The organism is Oligoflexus sp., from assembly GCF_035638955.1.
Taxonomy (GTDB): Bacteria; Bdellovibrionota_B; Oligoflexia; order Oligoflexales; family Oligoflexaceae; genus Oligoflexus.
The window spans coordinates 66,047-78,599 of sequence record NZ_DASQYZ010000282.1; the positions used below are offsets into that span (position 1 = coordinate 66,047).

8 protein-coding genes are annotated in these 12,553 nt (G+C 53.3%); all 8 read right to left on the bottom strand.

Annotated elements, in window-relative coordinates:
- Positions 1–30: 30 nt before the first annotated feature.
- A complete protein-coding gene (locus tag VE954_RS25980; RefSeq protein ID WP_324958345.1) occupies positions 31–1,983 on the bottom strand; it encodes a 7TM diverse intracellular signaling domain-containing protein in 1,953 nt (650 codons plus the stop codon).
- A 266-nt stretch (positions 1,984–2,249) separates the two neighbouring features.
- The gene (locus VE954_RS25985) at positions 2,250–2,579 is read right to left on the bottom strand and encodes a cupredoxin domain-containing protein (protein ID WP_324958347.1); all 330 of its coding nucleotides are present in this window, start codon (positions 2,577–2,579) and stop codon (positions 2,250–2,252) included.
- A 7-nt stretch (positions 2,580–2,586) separates the two neighbouring features.
- Positions 2,587–6,969 carry a carboxypeptidase regulatory-like domain-containing protein gene (locus VE954_RS25990; RefSeq protein ID WP_324958349.1) on the bottom strand — a complete coding sequence of 1,461 codons (4,383 nt, stop codon included), beginning with the start codon at positions 6,967–6,969 and terminating at the stop codon, positions 2,587–2,589.
- A gap of 350 nt (positions 6,970–7,319) precedes the next feature.
- Positions 7,320–7,889 carry a nitroreductase gene (locus VE954_RS25995; RefSeq protein ID WP_324958351.1) on the bottom strand — a complete coding sequence of 190 codons (570 nt, stop codon included), beginning with the start codon at positions 7,887–7,889 and terminating at the stop codon, positions 7,320–7,322.
- Positions 7,890–7,916: 27 nt separating this feature from the next.
- Positions 7,917–8,747 carry a formate dehydrogenase accessory sulfurtransferase FdhD gene (gene fdhD, locus VE954_RS26000; RefSeq protein ID WP_324958353.1) on the bottom strand — a complete coding sequence of 277 codons (831 nt, stop codon included), beginning with the start codon at positions 8,745–8,747 and terminating at the stop codon, positions 7,917–7,919.
- Positions 8,744–10,945, bottom strand: a complete 2,202-nt coding sequence (locus tag VE954_RS26005) for an FdhF/YdeP family oxidoreductase (RefSeq protein ID WP_324958355.1) — start codon at positions 10,943–10,945, stop codon at positions 8,744–8,746. Before VE954_RS26005 ends, fdhD begins: the two co-directional genes overlap by 4 nt.
- 103 nt (positions 10,946–11,048) lie before the next feature.
- Complete coding sequence (locus VE954_RS26010) at positions 11,049–11,867, bottom strand: TIGR04222 domain-containing membrane protein (protein ID WP_324958357.1); 819 nt, start codon at positions 11,865–11,867, stop codon at positions 11,049–11,051.
- Positions 11,864–12,376, bottom strand: a complete 513-nt coding sequence (locus VE954_RS26015) for a hypothetical protein (RefSeq protein WP_324958360.1) — start codon at positions 12,374–12,376, stop codon at positions 11,864–11,866. The genes VE954_RS26010 and VE954_RS26015 overlap by 4 nt, the downstream gene beginning before the upstream one ends.
- Positions 12,377–12,553: the final 177 nt, after the last annotated feature.

The following is a 12,553-nucleotide window of genomic DNA, read 5'->3' on the forward strand; positions in this document are numbered from 1 at the left end:
GGTGCTTTGCAATGGGAAGTGGGAGTATGGCTAGGCTGAGGCTTGCTGCTGACTTTCAAGGCTATCGATAGTGCAGTAATAGAAATAGGTCGCCTCTGGGTCATTGCGAACCCGAAAATCACTCGCCTCAATATCATGAATATGATAGTGCTGAGCTTTATCCCGTCGAACCGGTTCCGGCAGCCCCTCAAAAACGCGGTTTTGCACAATGATGATCGCAATAGGATCCATGCTCGCAAAGAGATGCTTGCGTATGCTCTCATAGCGAGTTGCCAGTATGATGCCAGAGCCGAAGAGGTCATAATTTTTAATACCTGCCTGAGGAAAGTAACCCGAGACTTCGCCCATCGCAATACCGATGGCGCAATGCAAGCGGCCATAAACATTATGGTCCAGCCAGGCCTCTTCTTCCTGAAAAATACGAACGAATTCCTCCGCGAGCTGAAGGGCCAGCCATGGCTGGGAAACTCCTTGGGGTGAAGCGAAGGGGAAACCGACAGAGCACAGGAAACCATCACCCAATTCCTTGATGCGAAAGCCCGAGGCAATGAGACGTTCCGGATCATAGTCACGCATGATAACTTCGTTAGTGCGGGTGAATATCTTTTCAAAAAAGGCTTTGGCCACGGCGCTTTCCAGCCGCGAGCTATCGATAATATCAAACTGCAAGACGATCCCCTCCGCTTGACCAACGGGCATCGTATTCTCCAGGATTTCACCATTTTTCAGGAGCGCAAGCTGATGGGGATAAACCAGTTTGCTCAATTCCTCATAGGCGTGGAAATTCTTGCGCTGCTCTCTTTCCAAATCACGATGGGCTTTGGCATTCCTCTGGGCCAGGAGCGCAGCCTGGAAGAATGAAAAAATGCAGGTCGCAATGCTGGCGAGGCTCAGCATCGGTGAATTCCAATTGGTCACGAGGAAGAGGTCCATAAGGCAGAAGCTGCAGAAGATTGTAATCCCACAGAAGAAGACCAAGGAGTAAGGTTCCTTCTGCCGAACCATGCGATAGACGCCTATAATGCCGAACACAATGGCCAGCAAACTGCCCAGGACATGTATCAAAGCCGCATAGTCTCGTTGATCGACGGGCAAAGCATAGGCTAAAACCAGAGCGGAGATTTCCAGACCCACGACAGAACGTAGGAGCCAGGGCCGCATGGCTTGGGGGAAGAGATAGTGGGTGAAGAGAAAGTAACCAAGTGTGGTAAGCATAGCGCCGGTGTACTGGACCTTAAAATGGAGTGCGATCGGAATACTACGAAAAACTTCCTGAAGGACGATAACGTGTCCGACGGTGGAATCTCTCAGAAAAATTCCCAGACAGCCCATGGCCAGGAAAAGATGCGACCGATCACGCTTGCGCATTAAATAGAGGAGACTGTGGTACATGGCGATCATGAGGAGGATACCCTGCAGAAGGCCTTGGAACACAGCGATCAGCACTTGCTCCGCTATGATGGGATGAGCTGATGATAGAGCGGGGGTGTTAATGATGCCGCCGAATGTCGTGTTACTCGACACCTGAATCAGAATTTCGTTGTTTTCACGCGGAGAAAAGACCAGCAGTCGCGTCCCTATTTCACCTCTATGGTCTTTGAGGTCGGACGAGACCTGCCCGCGCCCAGGGTATTCGCGCCCGTTAATCCAAACCCGGTGAGCGGTCGCGATAATGTCGAGATGAAGAGCCATTTCTTCAAGAGGTGGCTGGGCTTGAAAGCGCAGTCGATACGTACCGAATAGGATCTTATATTTCTTCCAGGCATGGGGGACATGCATCCATGTTCTGCCTGTCGCTCCGTTGACTGTCTCCGGTGTCAGAAGTTGCTCAGAATAAAACTCCCAGTTGCCTTCCAGCTTAAATCTCTTGCCTTTTGCGAATGGAATCGTCACCTGACCGTTATCTATGAAACTCGTCTGGGCTGGAGCCAAGGGCGTAAGCAACCAGACGCTGGTCAGATAAATCAAAAAAATTGTGCTCATTCTTGATCGCAAGGGTTGCCTGCTTTTTAGGTTCCCTGATATTTCGGTTGCAACGTGCAGTCATAAAAGAAAAACCCTCGCTTCTTTGGAAAAGGTATCAACTCACTTACCAGCTTGAAAGTATTCAAGGGCAAACCATGGTCATAAGCAATGCTCAATCAGCATTGGAATTGAGGGGACCGCCATGCCTCCCTGGAAGTAGCTGGCGCTATTCAGCCATCTGCTCCAGATTCGTAACAATGGCGCTCGCGCTCAGCAACTTAGCCTTACTGAAAAACAACCTCGCCTCCCTGAGCTTCTGTTCCCGGACAACCCATAAGAAAGCGGCCGTGCTGAAAGGCAGGAAAATCGATAATGCGACTTTCACCCGGGCCCAGCGTCATCGGTTCGCCCAGATTCTGCACCTGAAAGCACTGAGGCCGGTTGGTCATATTCAGGATGCGAAGTGAATTCCTGGCGCCGCTGACCAGTTCCAGCGTTTGTGGGAACCAGCGAACCAAGGATCCCTCCTGCCGGGCCTCAACGGTTCGACTGACCGTTTCAGCTGCCGCCAGCGGCATCCATAACAAACCCAAACACATCATGAGCAAGCGCATAAAATCCTCACTGTATAGGACGTATCGCGAAAATATACAAGGCTCCCGCATTCTGGAAGGCATAGGAATCATATTGATCGGCGCCGACAATGAAGTCTTTCAAACCGTCACCCGTGATGTCCGCATATTCAAATGAGATACCGAAGTTGGAGGCGGTAGGATCCGGATTGAACAGCATCTGCAGCAAATCATCGCTGGCTGAGGCGGTATTCGCCATGCCCGCACCCGAAAGGATTCTCACATGGCCCGTTTTGCCGAGGCGACCGCTGCCGCCTGGATAGCTCATGGCCAGTTCCTGAATCCCGTCGCCGTTGATATCTTCGATTACTTTTGCATAACCGCCCAGCATGGCCCCTGCATCGCCCGTCTCATGTTTGACAAGGCTCACTGTGGTTCCGTCATAAGCGAAGATAAAATACTGAGGCGTGGCTGAACTGGAAGCCTGCACCATGTTGGTATTGGAAACCATGAAATACGCACGATTCGTTCCGGCTCCATCAAGATCCGGCAGACCGAGGACAAAGGAGCCAAACCCATTTTCCCCTTCCTTGCCGAGGGCAGTTTGAATCATGGTGTCGTCAACATCAAGGTGAAACAGGACATGAGCGGAGCTGGTATCGGTACTCAGGGTAGCGGCGCCACCACCGCTGTTGTAGCAGTCCCGACCGTCCGTGCTGGAGTCATAACCACCTTTGATCACATAAATGCGACCCTTGTGACCCCCACCAACATCCTTGCCCGGTACGCCGATGACAATGTCACGAACGCCGTCGCCATCCAGGTCGCTGATAAAGCTCGACCAGTATCCAAAGAAGACGCCGCTTTCCGTACCCTGATAGTAACACTGCGGCGTGCCGCTGGACACACTGGTCACCAGGACCGAACCGTTCCCGTTGGGCTCGTTGGTGAGAACTTCATTGTTGCTGCTATCCACACGATAGGAGGAAGAGAGCGAGACATAGCTCCAGGAATTGTTCGCCAGCGTGCGGTTGCTGGGATAATGGGTCGAACTGCTGATATCCTGGGAGTTAAAGAAATCCCACCGGCTCAGCAAATAACCGTAGCCGCGACGGGTAAACGCCAGCTGCGACACTTCCGGCAAATACATCACGGCGTTGCCCAGGTTATCACCGCTATAAAGAGAGCATATGTTGGACGTCACCTTATTATCGAGTACAGAGAAGAGTGACACCATGCCATAGGGCTTGCCGTTGCAACGTCCACCTGGTTGACCGATAAAAAAGTCAGAGACGTTATCATTGTCGACATCAGGACCGGCGGCAATCGAAGCTCCCATGCGGGCGTTGGTTGATTCGCCTGCAATACGGGAAGGCAACCCAGGGGCCAACTTGAGTTTCGAGAATACATGGAATGATCCGACCGCCCACTCACCACCGATGTTTCGTCCCGGGGCAGCAAGCATGAATGAGGAACTGCTGGAATGAATGTCACCGGCAGTGGCGAGAATGGGCACAAAGCCGGCACCAAGGTTGGCCGAACTGGATGGAATGCCGGTCACTTTCAAAAGTGGAGCCGGGTTGGCATTGGTGTCGTCTGTATCCAAATCACTCCAACGGTAAATCAGAGCCGCACCCGCACCCCATTGACCGTTCAGCATCATTTCCGGAGTGGTGATCGCCAGTTCACTGTGTCCATCACCTGTAAAATCACCAGCTGCTGCAATCTGGTAGCCGAAGCGCCCAAAACCGGATGATGTATCAATCAAACTCTTCAGCAGGGTACCCGAGGCGCCACCATAGATGCGAACGGTACCGCCGCTCCAATGGCTCGTGGCAATCGCCAGCTCGTCCGTTTGATCAGCGTCCTTATCCATGTTACCGAGGTTAAACAGTTTTGCACCCCAATAGGCATAATGTGTTTCTGTTGCAAGCGCATCAATCGTCGCACAGGGAGTCCAGACGCCGCCGCTCTTCTGGAAGAGGGATACGCTCCCTTTTTCTACAAAACTGCCATCCTGCTTCCGAGGCGCACCCACAGCCACGGTTTCGGCCTGACTTGAGCAGCCGCCATAAATAAATTTGCTAAGATACTCGACGGCAGATCCAAACATCGCATCACTCGTAGTGCCAACGACACTGCCGGTGGCAACCATGGCTCCACTGCTGTAGCTATATTGCCGAATGCGGCCGATGGAGGATGCTCCATCGTGATAGCGAGGTTCGCCCACAAGAACATCCTGCGCTCCGGATTTTCTTACACAGCTCAGATCCCAACCCAGGTAACGGCCTTCACCCCATGGCATGTACTCCATCGGGTTTGGATAGAACTGCCAGCCGTAGGCCTTGCAGGTGATGCCATCCCATTGGCTGCAGCTGGAGTAACCAGGAACGCTGCCGCTGATGACAGGATCGGCCTGGACACGGTCGAGACGAGTAAAGTCGGACATGCGATAAACATAGAACGCACCGGCATTGTAGTAATGGGCATTGTTGTATTCCACCGCATGACCTGGCGCTGATACGATCAGCTCATCATTTCCATCACCCGTCACGTCACAGGTGATCATGCGGTGACCAAAGCCACTGGTTTTATCGAGTCCATCGCTGACACTGCCCAAGGTGCTCCAGTCCGATCCGCTTACAATCCTGACGACGCCACAGTCCTGGCAGGAAACACCGCTGCTGTTGAAGGCTGTCTGCAAAATTGAATAAGCATAATCCAATGTTCCATCCGCATTGATGTCCCCGACCTGGATCAATTCCTTCGCGAACATGCGGTCACGGCCTGCTGTGCCTTTGGCATCATATTTTGCATGATAAGCTTCGGCCAGGATTTGGACGGAGAAGCTTGTGCTGTTAACAATCGAAGACTCCACCCAGGCTGAGCGGTTGCCGGCCTGATCTACGGCACGCACGCGCCAGTGGTAGGATCCAGCGTTGTCCAGGGGAGGATTGATGTTCAACGTTTTGGTTGTGCTGGTCATTTCGCGCAGGAGAGTCGAGAAATTGCTTTGGGCCGAGACCTGAACCTGATAGCTGATATTGTTATCTGTGTAATCTGCGGACCAGGCGAGAGGTGTGTTGAAGGCTCCTGTGGGAGACTCAGGCTGCAGCAGGAGAATCTTGCCATCCGTTGGAGCCGTGCGGTCCAATGTGAAGCTGGTGAAAATTTCCCCGGCGCCCCCCAAAAGGTTGCCGGAGTTGTCGGCAAAGGTCACATAAACCTTTTTCAAACCATCGGTGGTATCGTGCAGGGGGTAACTAAAGCTTGTCGCGTATGCTGTCCAGGTGGCCTCAGCGAGACCATCATAGGTTTCTGCAAAGCGCATTTTGTCGGCGCCTTCAGCTGACAGAGTCAGAGGCACGTTTTCGGTATTGACCACATTGTTAGCCGCATTGATGGCAATGGAACCCAAGCGAGGTGGGTCACGATCGATAGTCAGGACGGAGTTGGCTGAGAGACCATCGCTATCAGCAGCTTCCAAAAAGATCTGGACGACTTTAAAACCGGCGTTCAACTCGAATTTCAACTCAAATTCGGGTTTGGCGGCATCAACAGGTTTAAACTGAGTGTCACTGAAGTCCGAGCGCTTGCTGATGCGGTATTTGGTAGCTGCATGGAGCTTGATCTTGATCGTGGCTTCGCCGCTGGATTCTGAGATCGAGCCGACCTCAAAAGTTTTAATTTGCGGGCCAATGGCAATGGGCAAAGTTACGTCATCAAGCAGAGTGGTTTCATTTTTTATGACCGTGATATTGGTCCACTCACTGCTCACATAACCATCACGTTCGGCACGCAGGGCATAGATACCAGCTGGTAAAAAGCCAAGAACGAAGCGTCCCTCGGCATCGGTTTTAGCAATATAGGAAGTCCCAGGAATGTAGATATCCGTCCCGACGAAATCACCCCCTGTTTCCAATTTGATTTTTCCGACGATCGCCCCGACCTTGCGGGCCTGCTGGACACCGGTTTCCATCATAGGCTTGCCGTCAGAATCCAGAACGAAGCGCTTGGAATCAAGGACCATGGACTGTTGAATGCCGACAGCCTTGTCTTTCGCATTATTATTGACGAGGAAGAGTGAACTCAATTTCAGAACGCGAGGTACTTCAAAAGGGTTGATGGTCTTGCCGGTTTCGGTCAAGCCCAGGGCCCCACCATCAATCTGTAAACTGAAATTACCGGCTGCATCCGTCAGACCTTCAGCCACCGTGTTGCCGGATTCGTCCGTTAATTGCACAGGCTGGGTGGCTGTGGGATTGCTTGTCGTTGTTTCGGCTGCCGCATCGGATGAGAGGACCAGGGCGCCTGCCACGTTTACGGAATCACCTGTGACCGTGGCTGTGGTACCTCGTGGACCGGAACTGCTGTCCGAGCACGAAGCGATCAGAAATAAAAAGCCAGGGGCCAGGAACTTGTAAGGTGACATTTTTAACTTCCTGTCTCAGCGGTAAGAAGCCAACCTATAGGCAGGTCGAGGCATGAGTCCAGGAGCGGGATTACAGGAAAAAAGTTAAACGAAGGCAAATAGTGGCCTGAAAACAACGTGTTGGCAGTCCAGATTTCGCTTTAGGAAGGGCGAGCTGTGTGGATTTACTACAAGTGGCTTAGCGCTGGTTTTGATGGGCAAACCAACCAGCGGACGTTGAGCATGATGATTTGACGCTCGAAACAATGTCCACTGGTGTCAAAAAGCATGAGTCGGCCTCCCGAGGTTGCTGCAAGGATATCATCGCCTCATCCAGCTGCAACAGAACCCTTCAATCCCAGTCCGTAAATTCAAGACAGAAAGAAAGCAAATTTTTTAAGATCCAGAGGCGTCCTGCTTGACCGCTCACGGTCCATTTCCGTCCCAATATTCACCCAGCCCAGAATACGTTCATTCTTTTTCAATTGGAACGTTTGCTGCATCAGGCTGCCTGGTTCAAAGCCAAAGCTCTTCCAGACGGCGCCAAAACCCAACGCATTGGCGGCCAGGACCACAGCATAGCCGGTGCATGACGCCGAGGCCATCTGTTCCCATTCGGGAATCTTGTCGTCCTCCTCAGGACTGAAAACAATCACGACCTGGAGTGGGGAAGCATAGGCTTTGGATTTCAATTTGGCTTTCTTTTTATCATCCAACGTACCTTTGGCTTCCATCGCCGCGTTGACCATGGATTCCGCGAACTTCTCCCGGCCTTCCCCCTCCACCACAACAAAGCGATAGGGTTTCAGGCCGCCATGATCGGGGACCGTGCCCCCAACCTGCAGGATTTTTTCAACGGTGCTGCGATCGGGTTTGGGTTCGACCAGAATGGATGCGCTCTGCCGCTGAGCGAGAAAGTTATATATTTCCGGAGCTGGCATAAAATTTCCTTATAAGAACAGGCCTGTTCAAGATCGTAGCAAAACGCGCTGCGAACCACAGTAAATATTGAAACTCGTTTCCCGCAAAAATCCAACCAGAGTCATGCCCATGGTGTCGGCAAGCGTGCTGGCGAGACTGCTGGGAGCGCCCAGGGCGGCGACAAAGGGAATACCCGCCAAGGCTGCCTTTTGAATCAATTCAAAACTTGCGCGGCCACTGAGCAGGAGGATGGTGTCACGCAAGGGCAAACGTCCCTGGCGCATGGCTTTTCCAATCAGCTTATCCAATGCATTATGTCGGCCGACATCCTCACTCAGAAGCAAAAGACGCCCATCGGTCTGGAAAAGACCACTGGCGTGCAGACCTCCGGTTTGCCCAAATTCCTTTTGAGCATCCCGCATGGTGCGTGGCAGACCCAACAGTTGATCGGGGTCCACGGTCACGGACATCTCCGGCTTGATGGGACAGAGTTTTTGAACCTGATCGAGGCTGGCCTGACTGCACACGCCACAGGATGAATTGGTAAAGACGTGACGGGTTAATTTTTGCAGGTCCACCCGCACGCCATCCTTGAGGCGCACAATCACCCGGGGCCGACTGGTATCGAGTCGCTCTTCGACCCGGTCCACATCCGCATGACTTTGAATCACGGTCTCGGTGAAGAGAAAGCCCAAAGCCAAAGCGCTGTCCTCACCAGGCGTGCGCATGGTCACGGCGATATTCTGCCGATGCCAGTGCTGGCCATCACAGTGATCGATGATAAGTTCCATGGGAGCTTCTTCAGCCAGGCGATCGGTTCGGACCTGGACCTGGCCTCGATCCCAGGTTTTGATTTCCTGTGAAAACCCTATTTTCATAGACTTTTTGTGCCTGTTAAGGAGGCTCGAACAGGAATCACCTGCACCAGCTCATCGCGGAATGCGGGGATACCGCATTCGGGATCCAGCTGACCGCGTTGAATTAAAATATTGGATTCCGGCCAATGCGCGATGACTGTTTGAGGTCTGACGCGACCCGGTTTCACAGCCGCTTGCAATTCCCCAATCGCGGATTTTACGCGGACGAGGTCACCCGGTTTCAATTGCAGCGCCTGCATGTCCTCCTGAGCCAGGATCACTTCATGCCGGCGCGTGGAGGAGAGGGGTTCCAGGTCGCGGAAGGCCATGCTGTTAAACTGTTTACCGCGACGATTGGTGAGCTGAAACCAGCCCTCGGGCACACGGTTGTCACGAGGTTTGACCGGCACGAAGTGAGCCTTCCCATCCCGCGTGGCGAAACGGCCATTTTCACAAAGCATGGCGCCGCCCCATTGGAATTGATCGCCTTTATTTTTGAGCTTTTGAATGCCTTCATAGAAGGGCACAGCCTGGGCAATTTCCTCGCGAATGGCCCCGGTGCTATCAAACTGAATCTGATCCGCTCCGTGTGGCTTCACGCGTTCGGCTACCTCAATCATCACCCGCCATTCATCACGCGCCTCGGGGATGCGATGCGCGCCGAGTTCGGGATTGAAAATGACCCGGCGCTCGGTGCTGGTTTCGGTATTGCCGCCGACCATTTCGTAACGGGTGGTGGCGGGCAGAACGATCACAGCCTCACGCGAGGGCACCAGCATCTGCGGATTCAAAACAATATCATGATGAACGCGGAGGCTCAGGTTTTCCAGGGCCTTTTTCACGTAAAGCGGGTCAGGTAGAACCCCAAAAAGGTTGCTGCCGACACAGTAAAGAACATCGAGTTCACCACGCGCTGCGGCATCGATCATCTCGACGATAAAACGTCCTGGTTTGGTGGGAACAGGAAAACCCCACAGGCGTTCGAAGCGCTCGCGGTTGTCTTCGGTCAGTCCCACACCGCCGGGCAAGGCATTGGGCGTCGCGCCCATTTCCCCACCGCCTTGGACGCCGGAGTGGCCTCGGATTGGCATTAGGCCAGCCCCGGGCTTACCGATGTTCCCGCGCGCCAGGGCCAGGTTCACCACGCTGCGCACGTTATCGACACCTTCCTTGTGCATGGTCACGCCCATGGACCAGACAAAGATTGCGCTTTTGGTGGTCTCGTACAGTTCAGCAAATCGTTTCATGTGATCGCGATGGCAGCCGGCCGAGGTTTCCAAAAATTCCCAGCTTTGTTCTTTCAGGGACGCTTCCAATTCCGCCCAGCCTTCAGCCTGTCGAATAAAGTCCTGATCAAGCGTGCCGCGTTCGATCAAATATTTGATCACCCCGTTCATGAAAGCAGCGTCACCTCCAACCCGAACTTCAAAACTGGCATCAGCGATCACAGTGCCCAGCAGCGCGGATTCGGGAACGGAGGGAACCCAGTATTTTTCCATGCCGGGTTCACGATAGGGATTAACGGTAACAATGCGGGTCCCGTTTTTCTTGGCCACATGCAAATATTTCATCAGGACGGGTTGATTGTTGGCTGCATTGCTGCCTACGAAAACCAGGAGGTCACTTTTCAGTAAATCCGTATAACTGAAGGTTGTGGCACCGTAACCGATCATCTGCTTCAGCGCCACGGTACTCGGCGCATGGCAGATACGCGCAGAATTATCAATGTCATTGCTGCCAAGGAATCGAACCGCTTTTTGGCACGCATAATAAGTTTCATTGACCGTGCCGCGCGAGACAAGATAAAAGCCGGTACGATCCACACCAGAAGCCCGTATTTTTTGGCTGATGCGATGCAGAGCTTCATCCCAGCTCAACCGTCGGAAATGAGTGTCACCCGGTTCGCGAATCATCGGCTCCGCAATTCGCCCAATAGAGCGCAGCGCTTTCTCGTTCAGCGTTTGCAGCTGGCTGATGGCCGGCAATAGGTCGAGTTTCAAGGCCGGCATGGTGTTCAACCGCAAGAGGTTGAGTCGAATCCAGCAGAGATGAATACCGGGAATGGTCCAATCCTTGACGCCCGACGTTCCCAGGGCGCAGCCATCACAAACGCCGTCCGTCAGAAGCTTCATTGCATAGGCAAGATTGTCTCTGTTTTCCCAGGCGGTGACGCCCATTTCGACAAAGGAACTGAAGCGGCGATCCAATTGCTTTTTCATGAAAACCCTGACGTGGTGGAGGGGCTGAACCTTGCGCTCAGGCTAACCAAATGGCCCGCGGAGTTCAAGTCCCATGTCAGGCTCAGTCAGGGCCCAGGTGTCCTTAATCACCGCCACCACAGCCGCCGCAGCCCGAGCCGCCACCATCGCCGCCGCTACCGGAAGACCCACAGCTCATCACCAGACCGTCGGCCAGACCACCACCGTTGCTTGCAGGATTCAAAGCGCCTCTGAGCCTTTCGAATTCCGAGCCCTCCAAGGCCATATCGCCCAGGAGAGCGACCGCGAGTACGAGTTCGGATCCTGGCGTGGCACGCAGGATATGATCATTGTCCCTGGTGAATGTGTTCAAAAGGTTTCGACCTTCGCGGGTATTGCGCGGCTGGGTCTTCGCCGCATGAAGCCAGAACAAAAGTGCGACGAACATAAGCATCAGGACAAAACCAAAGGGTTGATCCCGGGCGATTCCCAAAAACACGCGCCAGACACCTGCACCCAGGAGGATGACAAATGGCAGGAAAATGATCATGCGTTGTGTTTCGTATTCTTTGGTGTTCCACCGAAGCCCCCAGTTTTCCAGTTGCTCTTCAGCTGGGCGATGGGCTTCCGCCAGGCTTTTGATCGCGTCTTGAAGGGTGGCGTTATCGGGTAACAGTTGGACGATCGGATCCTTTCCCTCGGGATCCTTGGGTTCATAGCGTGACTGCTCTCCGTTCCAAACAATGGTCCCCTTTTGCAGAAGTTGCGTGAAACTGGTGAGCGCGGCGCGAGGCAGACCTCCGCTCAAAATCGCCCAATGTTCGGGTTGCAGCAGGCCTGGGTTAACGGGGGGCTTCCTGCTGGAGCGATATGAAAACAAGCTCCAAATCCAGGTCAGAACAAGGACGGCGGCGTAGATCGATAAAAACTGATTTCCTGTCAAATGGAATTCCTTATCCAAGGTTTACGAACAATCCAGAACTGATCGCGATTGATTCTCTGCATGCGAGCAGGTCGGTCGAAACGCTGTTTCGAGCTGGGCCAGATCACCCGATCAGGCGGTCCGAACCAGGCAAAATAGATTTGTAGAGTTTGTGCATACTGTTCGCGAAATTTCTGGCCGTCGGCTGCCGAACCGGTCGTCGGCCGATGATGCAGGGGCCGCTCGAGCACTTGCGGACAGAATGTTAGCCAATAGTCTTCGGTATAGGTGAGATGCAGATGCCAGGTTTCGTCAATGTCGATACTGGGGGTGAGGCTGCTTGAGGTTACACAGCTTAGAAAGACAAAGCGTTTGTATTCTTCGATCACCTGCGAACCGTATGCGGTCGTCCAACGCTGTTCGCGGCAGAGTCTCTTCAAAAAATCGAGGCGTTGATCGCCTTGCAAAGGGTGGTTGCTGATCCTTTGCCACAATAACCTCGTTTCCGGGGTCCAGGGGGGTGATGTCAAACGGGTGCGGTCTCCTCAACGTCCACGGAAGTGTGGATGGGCACATTCTACGCAATCCGAAGGTGCTGCACCAAAGGATATTCGCGAGGTTTAAAAATTTTCGTTCTCTATTTTGCGGCGAATTGACTCTGTAAGGATCTCTGCAATAATTTCGGGAAATTCGGTCCTGCCAGGAGC

What these genes read in the sequence shown, in the direction of transcription:
- VE954_RS25980 (WP_324958345.1), bottom strand. Translation starts at nt 1,983, where the DNA reads ATGAGCACAATTTTTTTGATTTATCTGACCAGCGTCTGGTTGCTTACG.
- VE954_RS25985 (WP_324958347.1), bottom strand. Translation starts at nt 2,579, where the DNA reads ATGCGCTTGCTCATGATGTGTTTGGGTTTGTTATGGATGCCGCTGGCG.
- VE954_RS25990 (WP_324958349.1), bottom strand. Translation starts at nt 6,969, where the DNA reads ATGTCACCTTACAAGTTCCTGGCCCCTGGCTTTTTATTTCTGATCGCT.
- VE954_RS25995 (WP_324958351.1), bottom strand. Translation starts at nt 7,889, where the DNA reads ATGCCAGCTCCGGAAATATATAACTTTCTCGCTCAGCGGCAGAGCGCA.
- fdhD (WP_324958353.1), bottom strand. Translation starts at nt 8,747, where the DNA reads ATGAAAATAGGGTTTTCACAGGAAATCAAAACCTGGGATCGAGGCCAG.
- VE954_RS26005 (WP_324958355.1), bottom strand. Translation starts at nt 10,945, where the DNA reads ATGAAAAAGCAATTGGATCGCCGCTTCAGTTCCTTTGTCGAAATGGGC.